This is a genomic window from Microbispora hainanensis (genome assembly GCF_006874475.1).
GTDB classification, from domain to species: domain Bacteria; phylum Actinomycetota; class Actinomycetes; order Streptosporangiales; family Streptosporangiaceae; genus Microbispora; species Microbispora hainanensis.
On sequence record NZ_VIRM01000001.1, the window covers coordinates 178,249 to 193,645 of the forward strand.

Genomic DNA, 15,397 nt, shown 5'->3' on the forward strand with positions numbered 1-15,397 from the left:
CGACTGACCACCTAAGGGGAGTGGGGTCGAACATGTGGATCACGGATTGGACCTCCCGTGCCGCCTGCCGAGGTGCGGATCCTGACGCACTCTTCGTGCAAGGCGCCGCCCAGAACCGGGCAAAGCTCATCTGCCGTGGATGCCCCGTCCGTACCGAATGCCTCGCCGATGCGCTGGACAACCGCATCGAGTTCGGGGTGTGGGGCGGGATGACGGAGCGGGAACGGCGTGCGCTGCTCAGGCGCAGGCCGGATGTGGAGTCCTGGCGGGACCTGCTGGAGTCCGCCAAGGAAGAGTACGAGCGCACCAACGAGCTGATCGCCGGCTGAGCCCGGCGCGGCGTCCCGCGGCGAAGCGGGACGCCGGACGTCGCGTCCTCAGGACGGATGTCCCGTCCGCAAAGGACGTCGCGTCTTCAGAAGACGTCGCGTCTTCGCAGGCGGACATCACGTCTTCAGGACGCGAGGAGTTGCCCGATCTGGCGAAGTCCCGCCAGATCGTGCACGTCCTCGGGCATCGCGGGCACCTGCGTGATGGGCACCGTCGGGTGCGCCGAGGTGAAGTGCTCCTGCTGACGCTGCTCCCGTGAGGCGAGCTGCATCCTTCCGGCGTGCAACCGCAGCACGGCCGCGGTGAGATCGTGCTCGCCCCTGGCGGCCAGGTCCTCGGCGGCGGCGGAGCTGCGCGCCGCCGACAGCGACGGCGCCAGTGGCCGGTGTACGCGGTTGACGACCAGCCCGGCCAGCGGCATGCGCTCGTCGGCCAGCCGCTCCACGAAGTAGGACGCCTCGCGCATCGCGTCGCGTTCCGGCGCGGCGACGACGAGGAACGCCGTACCCGGCGCCTGGAGCAGCCGGTAGGTCTGCTCGGCGCGCTGGCGGAAACCGCCGAACACCGCGTCGAGCGCGGTCACGAACATCTGGATGTCCCGCAGCACCTGGGCCCCGATGACCTTGGTCAGGATGCCCGCGACCATGCCGAAACCGGCGTTGAGCAGCTTGAACGCGCTGCGCCCGCCTGCCTTGGCCGGCGCCGTGAGGATGCGGATCAGCCTGCCGTCCAGGAACCGGCCGAGGCGCTCGGGGGCGTCGAGGAAGTCGAGCGCCGACCGCGACGGCGGGGTGTCCACCACGATCAGGTCCCACTCGTTCGAGCGGCGCAGCTGGCCCAGCTTCTCCATGGCCATGTATTCCTGCGTGCCGGAGAAGCTGGACGACAACGACTGATAGAAGGGGTTCGTCAGGATCTGCTGGGCGCGCTCGGGATCGGCGTGGGCCTCGATGATCTCGTCGAAGGTCCGCTTCATGTCGAGCATCATGGCGTGCAGCTCGCCGCCGGCCTCTTCGGCGCCGTCCACGCCGTCGACGCGCCTGGGCGTGTTGTCGAGCTCGGTCAGGCCCATGGCCTGGGCCAGCCGCCTGGCGGGGTCCACGGTCAGGACGACCACCGAGCGGCCCCGCTCGGCGGCGCGCAGCCCGAGGGCGGCGGCCGTCGTGGTCTTGCCGACACCGCCCGAGCCGCAGCACACGATGATCCGGGTGTCCGGATCATCCAAGATCGCGTCGATGTCCAGCGCGGGCGCCGTCCTGGTCACAGCTCAGCCTTTCGCTCACTGATGCACTCATCTGATGCATTCGGTCGGAAGGTCACGCGGCGCCCTGGGCGCGCAGGGCGTCGGCCAGCTCGTAGAGCCCGGCCAGGTCGGCGCCGTCGGGCAGCAGCGGCAGGTCATACCGCGGCACGCCGGCCTCCTCCAGCGCGACGCGCTCGCGCTTTTCCAGCTCGGTCCGCAGGGCGTGCTCGGTCACCTCGCGGGCGAGCGCCTCGGCGACCGCGGGGGCCTGGGCCGTGGCGTCCGTCAGCCCGGCCGCCTTGAGGCCGAGTGCGAGCTCGGCGGAGTCGAACCGTCCCTGGGCGGCCGCCTCCAGCACGCCCTCGGGCAGCCCGGCGGGGCGCACCATGTTGACGAACACGCCGCCCACCGGCAGGCCGGTCGTACGCAGCTCCTCGATGCCGTCGAGCGTCTCCTGGACGGGCATCTCCTCCAGGAGCGTCACGAAGTGAACCGCCGTCTCGGGGGAGGCGAGGACGCCCCGCACCAGGTCGGCGTGGTTCTTGATGGGCCCGACCCGGGCCAGCCCGGCGACCTCCTGCGTCACGTTCAGGAATCGGGCGATCCGGCCGGTCGGGGGCGCGTCCATGACGATCGCGTCGTACACCCTGTGGCCCTGTTTGTCGCGGCGCCGTACGGCCTCGCTGGTCTTGCCGGTGACCAGGACGTCCCGCAGGCCGGGGGCGATGGTCGTGGCGAAGTCGACCACGCCCATGCGGGTCAGCGCCTTGCCCACGCGCTTGATGCCGTAGAACATCTCGAGATATTCGAGCATGGCCTCTTCGGGGTCGACGGCCAGCGCGTACACGTCCCCGCCGCCGGGGGCCACGGCGATCTTGCGCTCCTCGTACGGGAGCGGCGGCAGGTCGAACGCCTGGGCGATGCCCTGCCGTCCCTCGACCTCGACGAGCAGCACCTTGCGCCCGCCCGCGGCCAGGGCGAGCGCGAGCGCGGCGGCGACCGTCGTCTTCCCGGTGCCGCCCTTGCCGCTCACTATGTGCAGGCGCACGCCGTCCCAGTCGGTGTCACGGGCCTCCCCGTTGCTCCCGCCGCGACTGCCGGTCGGCTGACTCACCGTGCCTCCTCCGGACGGCCGGCGAGATCGCGTCCGCGGATCGTCGCGCGGTGGTTCCCGTCGGCGTGCCTGCTCCACTCGCCCACGTGAGGAAGGCTACCCAAGGGTCACCTGCCGATTCGCGGGGGTCGTCCACAGCCTGAACCCGATGTACGGCTTGCGCGTGGATCGGGTAATAGTTCGTCAATGGGCGCTTGCCCGGCTGGGCCGGCGAAGGAGATGCCGGCCGTGGAGCCGGTGCTGTTGGCGCTGCTCGTCGTCCTGGGTTTCGCGTTCCTGAGCGTCCCCGGCGTGCCGCGCATCGATAGCCTTTGCCCATGACCAAGTGGGAATACGTCACCGTGCCGTTGCTCACGCACGCCACGAAGCAGATTCTGGACAACTGGGGCGAAGACGGGTGGGAGCTCGTCTCGGTCATTCCGGGGCCCAACCCCGAGCAGCTCGTCGCCTACATGAAGCGGCCGAAGTGATGGCCACCCCGGAGGAGCGGCTCGCCGAGCTCGGGCTCACGCTGCCCGAGGTCGTGCCCCCGCTGGCCGCGTACGTGCCCGCCGTACGGACGGGCGACCTCGTCTACACCTCGGGCCAGCTTCCGCTCGTGAAGGGCGAGCTGGGCGTCACCGGCAAGGTCGGCGCGGAGGTCTCGGCCGAGGAGGCCAAGGAGCAGGCGCGCATCTGCGCGGTCAACGCCCTGGCGGCCATCAAGGCGCTGGTGGGTGACCTGTCGCAGGTCGTGCGGATCGTGAAGGTGGTCGGGTTCGTCGCGAGCGCTCCCGGTTTCACCGGGCAGCCGCAGGTCGTCAACGGTGCCAGCGAACTGGTCGGCGAGGTGTTCGGCGAGGCGGGCAAGCACGCGAGGAGCGCGGTCGGCGTCGCGGTCCTCCCGCTCGACGCACCGGTCGAGGTGGAGGTCATCGCGGAGGTCCGCTGACCGTACGGCCGGCCGGAACCGGGGTTTGCGGTTCCGCGAACGCGTGGGAGAGCATGGGGGCCGGTCGACCGATTGTTGTTCTGGAGGGCCTCATGGGGTTTCCGCTGCCCGGCGAGGTCGGCGAGCGGGCGCGGGAGATCCTCGCCGGCCGCCTGGCCCCCGTCCCCGCCAGGGACGCGGCCACCGTGGTGCTGCTGCGTGACGACCCCCTGGAGGTGTACCTCCTCAGGCGCAAGGTCACGATGGCCTTCGCCGCCGGCGCCTATGTGTTCCCCGGTGGATCGGTCGACCCCCGGGACGCCGACCACACCGTGGCCTGGGCGGGCCCGTCGCCCGCCGAGTGGGGCGAGGTCTTCCGGGCCGGCGAGAGCACGGCCCGGGGCCTCGTCTGCGCCGCCGTACGCGAGACGTTCGAGGAGTCGGGCGTGCTCCTGGCCGGACCCGGCCGGGACACGGTGGTCACGGACACGACGGGCCCGGACTGGGAGGCCGACCGCCTCGCGCTGATCGCGCGCACGCTGTCGTTCGCCGAGTTCCTCGACCGGCGGGGTCTCGTGCTCAGGTCCGACCTGCTCAAGGCGTGGGCGCACTGGATCACGCCCATCGTGGAGCCCCGGCGCTTCGACACCCGCTTCTTCGTGGCGGCCCTGCCCCCCGGGCAGCGTACGCGTGACGTGGGCGGGGAGGCGTCGGACGTGGCCTGGATGCGGCCGGGTGACGCGCTGGCCGCCGTGAGGGCGGGGACGGCGCACATGCTGCCGCCCACCTTCCGGACGCTGGCCGAGATGGCGGCGTTCGAGTCGGCCGGTGACGTGCTCGCCTGTCCCCGGTCGATCACCACCGTCCTGCCGGAGGCCGCCGAGGTGGGCGGGCGGATGGTGCTGATGATCCCCGAGACGATTCCGGAGTCGATCTCCGAGTCGATCTCCGAGTCGAATCCCGACGCAGGAAGGACGGGCGAGTGAGCGGGCTGCGCATCCCCGGACCGGACACCTCCGGCGGTCTCGACGGCGCGGGCACGGCGAGCGCCGTGAACGTGCTGGCGCCCAACCCGTCGCCGATGACCCTCGACGGCACCAACACGTGGATCGTCGGCGGGGCGGACGCCGTACTGGTGGTGGATCCCGGCCCGGACGACGAGGCGCACCTGCGGCGGGTCGCCGAGCGGGTGGACGGCCGCCGGGTGACCGCCGTCCTGCTCACGCACGGCCACCCCGACCACAGCGAGGGCGCGGCGACGCTCGCGCGGATGCTCGGCGCGCCGGTGCGGGCGCTCGACCCACGCCTCCGCCTGGGCGAGGAGGGGCTGGCCGACGGCGACGTGGTGACGGCGGGCGACGTGGAGGTCCGGGTCGTCGGCACGCCCGGGCACTCGTTCGACTCGCTGTGCTTCTGGCTGCCCGGAGACCGGGCGATCCTGACCGGCGACACGATCCTCGGCCGGGGGACGACCGTCATCGCAGCCGACGGGGACCTCGGCGACTACCTGCGCAGCCTCGACAGGCTCAGGCAGGGCGCCGAGATGCTGGAGGCCACGGTGCTGCTGCCCGGACACGGGCCCGTCCTGCCCGATCCGTCCGCAGTGCTCGACGCGTACATCGCCCACCGGCGCGAGCGGCTCGAGCAGATCCGCGAGGCGATCCGCAGGGGCGCGAGAGACGCACGCGAGATCGTCGAGATGGTCTACGCCGACGTGGACCGGTCACTGTGGCAGGCCGCCGAGATGTCGGTGGCGGCCCAGCTCAACTACCTCAAGACGCTCTAGCGGGAGCGGTTGAAGAGCCGCTCCCTGTCCATGATCACCACGGCCTTGGCCTCGATGCGCAGCCAGCCGCGCTGGGCGAAGTCGGCCAGGGCCTTGTTGACCGTCTCCCGCGAGGCGCCCACGAGCTGGGCGAGCTCCTCCTGGGTGAGGTCGTGGTGCACCCGGATGCCGTCGTCGGTCTTCTGCCCGAAGCGGTCGGCCAGGTCGAGGAGCTGCTTGGCGACACGGCCGGGGACGTCGGTGAAGACCAGGTCCGCGAGCACGTCGTTGGTGCGGCGCAGCCGCTGGGCCAGGGCGCGCAGCAGGTGGAGGGCGACCTCGGGCCGGCCGGTCAGCCACGGCCTCAGGTCGTCGTGGCCGAGCCCGGCCAGGCGCACATCGGTCAGCGCGATGGCCGAGGCCGTACGCGGGCGGGGGTCGAACAGCGACAGCTCGCCGAACATCTCGCCGGGGCCGAGCACGCTCAGCAGGTTCTCCCGGCCGTCCGGAGCGGTGCGCGCCAGCTTGATCTTGCCTTCGAGCACCACGTAGAGCCGGTCGCCCGTCTCGTTCTCACTGAAGAGGGTGCGGCCCTTGGGCAGCTCCACCTCGGTGATGCTCGTACGCAGAGCCGCGGCGCTCTCGCGGTCGAGCGCGGAGAACAGCGGCGCCTTGCTCAGTACTTCCTCGGTGCTCACGGTGCCTCCTTGCTGCGGGCGCGCTCGGTCGCCGGCTCCGTGCTAGCCATTGTGACCCACGCCTTCCACGACGTATTGCGGGGTGTCCCGTTACGTCGCATGGGCGTGGCTCCCGGCTCACACTCGTGTGCGTCGTGCCTGGCGAAACAACACAATCTTGGCGGAAACCTATCCTTACGCCCATTGCGCGCTCGACCGGCTCGGGCGGCCGGTCGTCCCCCTACCGGCACAGTGTATTGCGCAGCGTAGGGACAAATTGGCAAATACAGGCTGGATATGTGGCATGTGTGGCAAGCCATGACCAGGGAGCGGACCGGGGACGCGAGGCCCTACGCTTGCGGCATGGCGACGAACACGGCCGCTCCCCGACGGCGTCAGCGCCAGGCCGAGACCCGCCTGGGGCTCGTGCGGCGGGCGCGGCGGATGAACCGGATCCTGGCCGAGACCTACCCCGACGCCCATTGCGAGCTCGACTTCGGCAACCCGTTGGAGCTGCTGGTCGCCACGATCCTCTCGGCGCAGTGCACCGACAAGAGGGTCAACATGGTCACTCCGGTGCTCTTCGCGAAGTACCGCACCGCGGCCGACTACGCCGGGGCCGACCGCGCCGAACTCGAAGAGATCATCAAGTCCACCGGGTTCTTCCGGGCGAAGGCCAACAGCATCATCGGCATGGCGCAGGCCCTCTGCGAACGCCACAACGGGGAGGTTCCGGGCAAGCTGGAAGACCTCGTCAAGCTCCCCGGCGTCGGCCGCAAGACCGCGAACGTCGTGCTCGGCAACGCCTTCGGCGTCCCCGGCATCACCGTCGACACGCACTTCCAGCGGCTGACGAGGCGCTTCGGCTGGACGACCGAGACCGATCCCGTGAAGATCGAGCACGAGGTCGGCGAGCTGATCCCCAAGTCCGAGTGGACGATGCTGTCGCATCGGCTGATCTGGCACGGACGGCGCATCTGCCACGCCAGGAAGCCCGCCTGCGGGGTGTGCCCCCTCGCGGCGCTCTGCCCGTCGTACGGCACCGGCCCGACCGATCCGGACGAGGCGCGCAAGCTGGTGCGACCGGGGCCTTTCTCGTGAGTGCGCGTTAATCGGGAAGTTCGGGCGCTCTCGCGTGGTTGTACGGCACGCCTGGGTCCGCGCATGCCCCGTGTGACGATGCTGGGTGGCGACGCTGCGTGACGACGCGGTGTGATGACGCGGTGTGACGATGTGGAGGTGGTCGTGGCTCCCCCTTGGCTGACGGAGCTGGCCGCGAAGGCCGCGCACAGCCCTGTCCCCACTGCTTTGCGGCCTCCCGCGAACGGCGCCGGCCGATCGGCCGCGGTGCTGTTGCTGTTCGGCGAGGGGCCCGAGGGGCCCGACATCCTTCTCATCCAGCGCAGTTCGAAGGGCCGCACGCACGCCGGCCAGCCCGCGTTCCCCGGCGGCGGCGTCGATCCCGATGATGACGGCCCGATCGCCGCGGCCCTGCGCGAGGCCCAGGAGGAGACCGGGCTCGACCCCTCGGGCGTCGAGGTCGTCGGCACCATGCCCGAGCTCTACGTCTGGCGCAGCGACAACCGGGTGACCCCCGTGCTCGCCTGGTGGCACACGCCCTGCGCCGTACACGCCGCGTCCCCCGACGAGGTCGAGGTCGTCGAGCGCGTCCCGGTCGCGGAGCTGGTGGACCCGGCCAACCGGCTGCGGCTGCGCCACCCGCGCGGCGTCGGCCCCTCCGTGGCGTTCCGCGTACGCGGCCTGCTCGTGTGGGGGTTCACCGCCGGGGTGCTGGACGGCGTGCTGACCGCCGCCGGCTTCGAGCGTCCCTGGGACCGCTCACGGATCGAGGATCTTCCCCCCGAGGTCGTCGACCTGGCCGCGCGGGGCTGAGCCGGCGGACGCTCGTACGCCGCGTGTGCGGGGTGCTCGTGCGCCGCGTGTGCGGGGTGCTCGTGCGCCGCGTGTGCGGGGTGCGCGTACGCGGCATATGTGCGCTGCTCGTACGCCGCGTATGGCGACGAGACCCTGCAGACGCCCGCACACGACGACTGGCGTGCCTATACCGTGGAAACTGTGCGCGGCGATCTTCTCGATCTCATCCTGATCGGCCTGGTGGTGGCCTTCGCGGTATCCGGTTACCGGCAGGGCTTCATCATCGGGGCCTTCAGCTTCATCGGATTCGTCGGCGGCGCCATCCTGGGCCTGTTCATCGCACCGCCCCTGGCCGGAGCGATCGTCAGCGGTGACATCGAGAGGGCCCTGTTAGCCATCGTCATCGTCTTCCTGGCCGCGACGATCGGGCAGTTCGCGTTCTCGACCATCGGCGCGGTGGCCCGCAGCCACGTCACGTGGGAGCCGGCCAAGGCGGTCGACGCCTTCGGCGGCTCGGTCGCCAGCGGTCTGTCGGTCCTGGCCATCGCCTGGCTGATCGGCTCTCTGATGGTCTCGATGAGCTTCGGCCAGCCGCTGATCAAGGATCAGATCAACGGATCCGTCGTGTGGCAGACGGTCGACGACGCCATCCCTGACGGTGTGGGGGCGCTGCAGAAGCAGTTCAGGGACCTCGTCAACACCTCGGAGTGGCCACAGGTCATCTCCTCCATCGGCGGACAGAACGTGGCCCCGCCGGACGAGAGCCTCATCAACAGCAGCCCCGCCCTCGTCCGCGCCCGCAGGGCGATCGTCAAGGTGCAGGGCACGGCCCCGAGCTGCCGCAAGCGCATCGAGGGCACCGGGTTCGTCTACGCGCGCCAGCGGATCATGACCAACGCGCACGTCGTGGCCGGAGTCACCGAGGGGCTGCGGGTGACCGACTACGAGGGCAACCGGTACGACGCCCAGGTCGTCCTGTACAACCCCGAGCGCGACATCGCCGTGCTGTTCGTCCCCGGCCTCCCGATCAACGCGCTGCGCTTCGACACGGAAGCCGACAAGGGCGACAGCGCGATCATCGCGGGGTATCCGAAGGGACACCCCTTCACGCCGCTCGCCGCGCGCATCAGGATCAAGCAGCGCGCCGAGTCGTACGACATCTACAACCAGCGCAAGGTCGAGCGCGAGGTCTACGCCATCCGGGGCAAGGTCCAGCCGGGCAACTCGGGCGGGCCGCTGCTGAGCCCGGACGGCCGGGTGTTCGGAGTGATCTTCGCGGCCGCGACGGACCAGCCCGAGACGGGCTACGCCCTCACGGCGGAGGAGGTCATGCCCGACGCCAAGGACGGCAGCGGCGCCGTCGTCCGCGTGGGCACCCTCGACTGCGACTAGGTCCTGCGGCGTCGTTACGCGGGGGTCAGGCGGGTCAGGATGGCGGTGATGGCGGAGCCGGCGTCGGCGTTCCCCTCGTCGATGGCGGTCGTGACCGCGTCGGCCTCCACGGCCAGGGCCCTCAGGTCCAGGCGGTAGGGCCGGGTCGAGCCGTACGCGCCGAGCCGGGCGGACCCACGGGTCAGCAGGGCTGCGGCGCCGGAGAGGTTGCCACGCTGGATGTGCGTCAGACCGACGCATATCTGCGCGAGACCCTGCCACAACTCGCGTTCCTCGGCAGGGCCGCTCTTCCAGCGGGCCTCCAGCACCTCGTGGGCGTGGAACGGCCGGCCCGCCGCGAGCAGCTTCCTGGCCTCCTCCAGCGCCTCCTCGGCGGCGGGGGCGTAGTCGTCCGGCACCCGGGGCACTCCCTCTGTGCCTTTGGGAAGCGGCCTGCCGTACTCGTCGCGAGGGCGTGCATTGCGGGGGCGACCCGCTTCGTCACGGTCACGCATGGTCTCTCCGCAGGGCGCGTGGGCGGTTCCAAGCGGCCGAAGCTCCCGGCGACTCCCGGATCACCCGGAGATCAACCAGGAAGTTGAGCCACTTCAGGGCACATTTCTACTATCTTCTACAAGATCACGGGTAGCGATCCGGCAGCCGGGGCAGCCGCCCGGGAGCGGTCGCGGTGTGGCATGCCGGTGCGCGGGACCGGCGACAGCGGACCCTGCCGGGCGCCGAACGGCACGTCAGAGGCCCGATTTCGGCGGCGGGGCGACGGCGAGCCGGTCTCAGCGGCGAGTCTTGGAGGCGGGGCTCAGCGGCCGGGTTCAGGGGCCGGGTGCTGCGGCAGGGCTGAGCGGCAGGGCTGAGCGGCAGGGTTGAGGGGCAGGGGTTCAGTGGCAGAGGTTCAGCGGTCGGGCTCGGGGTCGGAGAGCCAGGAGATGAGCTCGGTGTTGAACTGCTCCGGGCGCTCCTCGTGCGGGAAATGCCCGGCGCCCTCGATCAGCCGCCAGCGGTACGGCGCGGCCACGAACCTGCTGGAGCCCTGGGCGGTCCGCGGCAGGACGCACGGGTCGAGCGCGCCGTGCAACTGCAGCGTCGGCGCCTCGATCTCCGCGCGCATCTGCCGGGCGTAGCGGAAGCCGTCGGCGCGGAGCTGGGACCGGGCGAACCAGCGGTAGTACTCCAGCGCGCAGTGCGCCACCGCCGGGAGCCGCATCGCCTCCCGGTATGCCCGCGTGACGCCGTCGCCGGGCCACTGCGGTCCGGCCCACCTCTCGACGAGTTTGCCCACCGCGGCGCCGCCCTTGCGGGTCAGCTTCCGCTCCGGCAGGAAGGGGAGCTGGAACCCCAGGGCGTAGCGACTGGCCTTGAGCTGCCCGAGCGGGTCGGTGAACAGCGCGGAGCGCATGCGCAGCGGATGCGGCGCCGAGACGGGCACCAGCCGCCGCACCACCTTCGGGTCGAGGACGCTCATCGTCCAGCCCAGCAGCCCGCCCCAGTCATGGCCCACCACGATCGCGCTCGTCTCGCCGAGCGCGCGCACCAGGCCCGCCGCGTCGACGGCCAGCGTGGGCAGGTCGTAGCCGCGCGGCGGCTTGTCGCTGGTGCCGTACCCGCGCAGGTCGACGGCGACGGCCCGGTAGCCGGCCTCCGCCAGCGCCGGAAGCTGGTGCCGCCAGGTCCACCAGAACTGGGGGAACCCGTGCAGCAGCAGGACCAGCGGCCCTACACCGGCCTCGGCCACGTGGAACCGCACACCACCCGCGTGCACCGCACGGTGTGTCCAGGGGCCGTCGACCTCGATCAGCGTCTCGTCAACCGGCATCGCTCACGGACTCCCGGTGGGCGCCCACCTGCCCGGCGGTCGGGCCCGTGTACGGCGGGGGCGCCGGGGCCGCGGGCCGTGCCGAGGGGGCCGGAACCCTCTCCGGCAGCTCCTCCTCCGCCTCCTCCGGCCCGGCCAGGCCGCGCAGGCTCCGCCTGGTGCGCTTCATGCCGGTCAGCCCCTTGAGCCGTCGGTAGCCGACGAGGACCAGCAACCCGGCCACCACGAGGTAGAACACCGTGACGATCGTGAACGCGAGCCAGGTGGCCAGCCCCACGGCCACGAGGGCGTACGCGATCGCGAACGAGGCCAGGATCAGGCACAGGTGCCCCATGAAGGCCGCGGCGCCGAACAGCCCGGCGGCCACGCCGACCCGCTTCGCGTCGAACTTGAGCTCGGCCTTCGCCAGCTCGATCTCCGACCGTACGAGGGTCGAGATGTGATGGCTCGCCTGGGCGACCAGCGCACCGAGCGATTCGTCCTCGGGCATGAGCGATCTCCTATCTGCGACTATCAAACATCATCTCGTGCCCGTCCGCGCACGTGTACGTCAAGCCCCCTGCCTGGGGATAACCCGGTTGCCTGGGGATAACCCGGTTCGAAGGACGCGGCACGCGGAGACCTGCCCGCGCACGGCCGGAATATGACGGCTCAAACGATCCGTGCGCGCCTCGCCCTACCGCGCCGGGCCCGTGACCGGTCAGGGATCCGGTGCGGAGATGCGGAAGGCGTGGACGTCGTGCGTCCACGCCTTCCTTCACGCGATCAGGCGGCTCGCGATCAGTCCTCGCTCTTGGCGCTGGGCAGCTTCGCCGCGATCAGGTTCATGACGGAGTCGTCGGTCAGCGTGGTGACGTCGCCGAGCGAACGGTTCTCCGCCACGTCGCGCAGCAGGCGGCGCATGATCTTGCCGGAGCGGGTCTTCGGCAGCTCGGGCACGACCAGGATCTGCCGCGGCTTGGCGATCGGGCCGAGCGTCTTGGACACGTGGGCGCGCAGCTCGGCCGCGATGTCGTCGCTCTCCTCCGCGGTGCCGCGCAGGATCACGAAGGCCACGATGGCCTGGGTGGTCACCGGGTCGGTGGCGCCCACAACGGCCGCCTCGGCCACCTTCGGGTGGCTGACCAGCGCGCTCTCGACCTCGGTCGTGGAGATGTTGTGCCCCGAGACGAGCATGACGTCGTCCACGCGGCCGAGCAGCCACAGGTCGCCGTCCTCGTCGCGCTTGGCGCCGTCGCCGGGGAAGTACATCCCGTCGAACCGCGACCAGTAGGTGTCGACGTAGCGCTTGTCGTCGCCCCAGATGGTCCGGAGCATGGACGGCCACGGCTCGCGGACCACGAGGAAGCCGCCGCCGCCGTTCGGCACCGAGTTGCCCTGGTCGTCGACCACGTCGGCCGCGATGCCGGGCAGCGGCTGCATGGCGGCGCCGGGCTTGGCGGCCGTGACGCCCGGGAGCGGGCTGATCATGATGCCGCCGGTCTCCGTCTGCCACCACGTGTCCACGACCGGGCAGCGGTTGGCGCCGATGTGCTCGCGATACCAGACGTACGCCTCGGGGTTGATGGGCTCGCCGACCGACCCGAGCACCCGCAGGGACGACATGTCGTACTTCGCGGGGATGTCGTCGCCCCACTTCATGAAGGTACGGATCGCGGTGGGCGCGGTGTAGAGGATCGTGACCTTGTACTTCTGCACGATCTCCCAGAAACGGCCGCGGTGCGGGGTGTCGGGGGTGCCCTCGTAGATCACGCTGGTCGCGCCGTTGGCGAGCGGGCCGTACACGATGTACGAGTGCCCGGTCACCCAGCCGATGTCGGCGGTGCACCAGTAGATGTCGTTGTCGGGCTTGAGGTCGAAGACCGCGTGGTGGGTCCAGGCGACCTGGGTGAGGTAGCCGCCGGTGGTGTGCAGGATGCCCTTCGGCTTCCCGGTCGTGCCGCTGGTGTAGAGGATGTACAGCGGGTCTTCGGCGTCGTGCGGCACCGGCTCGTGCTCGGCGGGCTGGCGGTCCACGAGGTCGTGCCACCAGACGTCCCGCTCGGTGACCGCGACGTCCTGACCGGTCCTGCGTACGACGAGGACGTGCTCGACGCCGGGGCACTCGGCGACCGCCTCGTCGACCGTCGGCTTGAGGGCGCTGGGCGCGCCGCGGCGGAAGCCGCCGTCGGCCGTGACGACGACCTTCGCGTCCGCGTCGTGGATGCGGCTCTTGAGGGCGGCGGCGGAGAAGCCGCCGAAGACCACCGAGTGGATCGCCCCGATCCTGGCGCAGGCCAGCAGGGTGATCGGCAGCTCGGGGATCATCGGCATGTAGACCGCGACCCTGTCGCCCTTGCGTACCCCCAGCTCCTGCAGGGCGTTGGCGGCCTTCGCGACCTCCTTCTGCAAGTCGGCGTAGGTGATCGTGCGGCTGTCGCCCTCGGGCTCGCCCTCCCAGTAGTAGGCGACCTTGTCGCCGCGGCCGGCCTCCACGTGCCGGTCGACGCAGTTGTAGGCGACGTTCAGCTTGCCGCCGATGAACCACTTGGCGAAGGGCGGCTTCCACTCAAGGGTGGTGTCCCAGCGCTCCGCCCACGTCAGCCGCTCCGCGGCGCGCTCCCAGAAGGCGAGCCGGTCCTGCGCGGCCTCCTCGTAGGCGTCCGCTGTGACGTTCGCGGCCGACGCCAGGTCCGCCGGGGGCTCGAACCGGCGCGTCTCGCTCAGCAGGTTCGACAGCGTCTCCTGGGCTTCCTGACCGGGGGTCTCGGTGGCCACTCCGTACTCCTTCGTAGCTTCTTAAAAGTTGTCTCTCGTTCGGCCGCCTCGGCCAAGCTGGGGTATGTCGTGTCCCACTTCACCAGGCGAGCGGTGTCAAGTACAAGTAATCGGGGTGGGGGCGTTTTGTCCGGTTACCGCCTATAACCTGCCAACTTATCGATAGGCGACAAACCGGCCGAGACCGGCGTCGCCTTCGTGCGCTGAACGGCCGCACCTCTTCGGCGAACGACCTCCTACTGGCGGGTATGGTCGGGGGCTGTGAGCGATCCCCTGACCGCCATCGCCGGGCTTCCCGGCGTGCCCGAGGCCGTACAGGAGGCCCGAGAGGCCGTCGACCGGCTCTACCGGCACCGCGTGCTACGCCGGCGCAGTCCTGAAGTGTCGGCCGAGTCGGCCCTGCGCGGCGCCCGCGCGTCCGCCGCCATCGAGGGCGTCGACGTGCCGCTGGAGCCGCTGCGCACGGGCGAGGTGACCGATCCCGTCGTGCAGGGTGCGCTGCGCGCCTCGGCCGAGCTCGGCCGGCTGGCCCCGACGTGGCGTTCGGCGCCACGGCAGGTCCTCGCCCGGCTGCACGCGCTGGCGGCGGCCGGGCTGACCGCCGACCCCGGCAGGCCCAGGACCGAGCCCACGACCGCCGACCCGCTCGGGCTCGGCCCGGCGCCGGGGCCGGAGGAGACGGCGGCCCGCATGTCGGCGCTCGCCGGGCTGGTCGCGAATTCCACCGCGCCCGCTCTCGTGCTCGCCGCGATCGTGCACGCGGAGCTCGCGGTGCTGCGCCCGTTCGGCGTGGCCGACGGCCTGGTCGCCCGCGCCGCCGAGCGGCTCACGCTGGTCGACCTCGGACTGGATCCCAAGTCGCTCGCCGCCGTGGAGGTGGGCCACGCCGACCTCGGCGACGCGTACGCCGAGGGCCTCAGGGCGTATCTCACGGGCACGGGGGAGGGCGTCGGCACCTGGGTGAGGCACTGCGCCTCCGCGGTCGTCTACGGCGTCCGCGAGACGACCGCGATCTGCGAGGCCATGTCCCGCTGATCCGCCCATGCCTGGCCGTATGCGCCTCTCCTGCACGGGCGCATGCGGGGTTCGGCGGCGGGCGGCCGCCGGACGGCGGTGCAACGAGGCCGCTTGGAGTGCGGTGGGCGCTCGCGGCGGTGCGGCGGGCGGCCGCTGGACGGCGGTGCAACGAGGCCGCTTGGAGTGCGGTGGGCGGCTGTCGGGCCGGGCCCCCACCTGGTGTGCCGGGGTCGTGGTGTGCGCCGGTGCAGACAAAGCGGACGGCGTCCCTGGTATGGAACGCCGTCGCCGGTACGTGTCACCGGGCTACCAAGCGTGCACCTGATCTGTCGGAGCGGGTCAAGCCCGTCTCGACACGCCTCCCGCGGCTGGTCGCGCGTGGGTACCCGATGTCGTACACGAACCCGCAGGTCCGTAATCCCTTTTTACGTCCGTTTCCCCGAGAAGGAAACCCCTAGGTCCAAGAGCTTTACGAGCCACCTTGGTCATTCCTGTACCTCTGTCCAC

The 15,397-nt window shown here is 71.2% G+C and carries 16 protein-coding genes; 9 read left to right on the forward strand and 7 right to left on the reverse strand.

What is annotated here, in order from left to right:
* Positions 1 to 32 precede the first annotated feature (32 nt).
* A complete protein-coding gene (locus FLX08_RS00810; RefSeq protein WP_030506755.1) occupies positions 33 to 329 on the forward strand; it encodes a WhiB family transcriptional regulator in 297 nt (98 codons plus the stop codon).
* Positions 330 to 454: 125 nt separating this feature from the next.
* On the opposite strand, the gene bagB is transcribed toward FLX08_RS00810, so the two are convergent.
* Both bagB and bagA read right to left on the reverse strand, forming a co-directional pair.
* The gene (gene bagB, locus FLX08_RS00815) at positions 455 to 1,594 is read right to left on the reverse strand and encodes an ATPase BagB (RefSeq protein WP_142616078.1); all 1,140 of its coding nucleotides are present in this window, start codon (positions 1,592 to 1,594) and stop codon (positions 455 to 457) included.
* Positions 1,595 to 1,646: 52 nt separating this feature from the next.
* Complete coding sequence (bagA, locus tag FLX08_RS00820; RefSeq protein ID WP_142616080.1) at positions 1,647 to 2,687, reverse strand: ATPase BagA; 1,041 nt, start codon at positions 2,685 to 2,687, stop codon at positions 1,647 to 1,649.
* Between the two features lie 317 nt (positions 2,688 to 3,004).
* Here bagA and sp36 point away from each other — a divergent pair, with 317 nt between their 5' ends.
* The 4 genes from sp36 to FLX08_RS00840 all read left to right on the forward strand — a co-directional run bounded on the left by sp36 (position 3,005) and on the right by FLX08_RS00840 (position 5,383).
* Positions 3,005 to 3,157, forward strand: a complete 153-nt coding sequence (gene sp36 / locus FLX08_RS00825) for a Sp36 family protein (RefSeq protein ID WP_076440089.1) — start codon at positions 3,005 to 3,007, stop codon at positions 3,155 to 3,157.
* On the forward strand, positions 3,157 to 3,618 hold the full coding sequence (locus FLX08_RS00830; RefSeq protein WP_142616081.1) for a RidA family protein: 462 nt from the start codon (positions 3,157 to 3,159) through the stop codon (positions 3,616 to 3,618). Before sp36 ends, FLX08_RS00830 begins: the two co-directional genes overlap by 1 nt.
* A 92-nt stretch (positions 3,619 to 3,710) precedes the next feature.
* Complete coding sequence (locus tag FLX08_RS00835) at positions 3,711 to 4,583, forward strand: NUDIX hydrolase (RefSeq protein WP_142616083.1); 873 nt, start codon at positions 3,711 to 3,713, stop codon at positions 4,581 to 4,583.
* Complete coding sequence (locus tag FLX08_RS00840; protein ID WP_244312172.1) at positions 4,580 to 5,383, forward strand: MBL fold metallo-hydrolase; 804 nt, start codon at positions 4,580 to 4,582, stop codon at positions 5,381 to 5,383. The genes FLX08_RS00835 and FLX08_RS00840 overlap by 4 nt, the downstream gene beginning before the upstream one ends.
* Here FLX08_RS00840 and FLX08_RS00845 read toward each other — a convergent pair.
* On the reverse strand, positions 5,380 to 6,060 hold the full coding sequence (locus tag FLX08_RS00845; protein WP_030506761.1) for a Crp/Fnr family transcriptional regulator: 681 nt from the start codon (positions 6,058 to 6,060) through the stop codon (positions 5,380 to 5,382). The genes FLX08_RS00840 and FLX08_RS00845 overlap by 4 nt on opposite strands.
* Positions 6,061 to 6,402: 342 nt before the next feature.
* Here FLX08_RS00845 and nth point away from each other — a divergent pair, with 342 nt between their 5' ends.
* The 3 genes from nth to FLX08_RS00860 all read left to right on the forward strand — a co-directional run bounded on the left by nth (position 6,403) and on the right by FLX08_RS00860 (position 9,306).
* Entirely contained in the window at positions 6,403 to 7,140 is a 738-nt protein-coding gene (gene nth, locus FLX08_RS00850; protein WP_142616085.1) for an endonuclease III, read from the forward strand.
* A 114-nt stretch (positions 7,141 to 7,254) separates the two neighbouring features.
* The gene (locus FLX08_RS00855) at positions 7,255 to 7,932 is read left to right on the forward strand and encodes an NUDIX hydrolase (protein WP_142616087.1); all 678 of its coding nucleotides are present in this window, start codon (positions 7,255 to 7,257) and stop codon (positions 7,930 to 7,932) included.
* Positions 7,933 to 8,115: 183 nt separating this feature from the next.
* Positions 8,116 to 9,306 (forward strand): MarP family serine protease, encoded by a 1,191-nt coding sequence (locus tag FLX08_RS00860; RefSeq protein WP_142616089.1) that lies wholly within the window; start codon positions 8,116 to 8,118, stop codon positions 9,304 to 9,306.
* 14 nt (positions 9,307 to 9,320) lie between these two features.
* Here FLX08_RS00860 and FLX08_RS00865 read toward each other — a convergent pair whose 3' ends face one another.
* The 4 genes from FLX08_RS00865 to acs form a co-directional block, all read right to left on the reverse strand.
* Positions 9,321 to 9,704, reverse strand: a complete 384-nt coding sequence (locus tag FLX08_RS00865; protein WP_244312174.1) for a DUF309 domain-containing protein — start codon at positions 9,702 to 9,704, stop codon at positions 9,321 to 9,323.
* Between the two features lie 491 nt (positions 9,705 to 10,195).
* On the reverse strand, positions 10,196 to 11,116 hold the full coding sequence (locus FLX08_RS00870; protein ID WP_142616093.1) for an alpha/beta fold hydrolase: 921 nt from the start codon (positions 11,114 to 11,116) through the stop codon (positions 10,196 to 10,198).
* A complete protein-coding gene (locus tag FLX08_RS00875) occupies positions 11,106 to 11,606 on the reverse strand; it encodes a phage holin family protein (RefSeq protein WP_142616095.1) in 501 nt (166 codons plus the stop codon). Before FLX08_RS00875 ends, FLX08_RS00870 begins: the two co-directional genes overlap by 11 nt.
* A gap of 290 nt (positions 11,607 to 11,896) precedes the next feature.
* Positions 11,897 to 13,873 carry an acetate--CoA ligase gene (gene acs, locus FLX08_RS00880; protein ID WP_142616097.1) on the reverse strand — a complete coding sequence of 659 codons (1,977 nt, stop codon included), beginning with the start codon at positions 13,871 to 13,873 and terminating at the stop codon, positions 11,897 to 11,899.
* A gap of 261 nt (positions 13,874 to 14,134) precedes the next feature.
* On the opposite strand from acs, the gene FLX08_RS00885 reads away from it, so the two are divergent.
* Positions 14,135 to 14,908 carry a Fic family protein gene (locus FLX08_RS00885; protein WP_142616099.1) on the forward strand — a complete coding sequence of 258 codons (774 nt, stop codon included), beginning with the start codon at positions 14,135 to 14,137 and terminating at the stop codon, positions 14,906 to 14,908.
* The last annotated feature ends 489 nt before the right edge of the window (positions 14,909 to 15,397 follow it).

Coding starts and splice junctions, on each gene's coding strand:
- FLX08_RS00810 (WP_030506755.1), top strand. CDS start 33: ATGTGGATCACGGATTGGACCTCCCGTGCCGCCTGCCGAGGTGCGGAT.
- sp36 (WP_076440089.1), top strand. CDS start 3,005: ATGACCAAGTGGGAATACGTCACCGTGCCGTTGCTCACGCACGCCACG.
- FLX08_RS00830 (WP_142616081.1), top strand. CDS start 3,157: ATGGCCACCCCGGAGGAGCGGCTCGCCGAGCTCGGGCTCACGCTGCCC.
- FLX08_RS00835 (WP_142616083.1), top strand. CDS start 3,711: ATGGGGTTTCCGCTGCCCGGCGAGGTCGGCGAGCGGGCGCGGGAGATC.
- nth (WP_142616085.1), top strand. CDS start 6,403: ATGGCGACGAACACGGCCGCTCCCCGACGGCGTCAGCGCCAGGCCGAG.
- FLX08_RS00855 (WP_142616087.1), top strand. CDS start 7,255: ATGACGCGGTGTGACGATGTGGAGGTGGTCGTGGCTCCCCCTTGGCTG.
- FLX08_RS00870 (WP_142616093.1), bottom strand. CDS start 11,116: ATGCCGGTTGACGAGACGCTGATCGAGGTCGACGGCCCCTGGACACAC.
- FLX08_RS00875 (WP_142616095.1), bottom strand. CDS start 11,606: ATGCCCGAGGACGAATCGCTCGGTGCGCTGGTCGCCCAGGCGAGCCAT.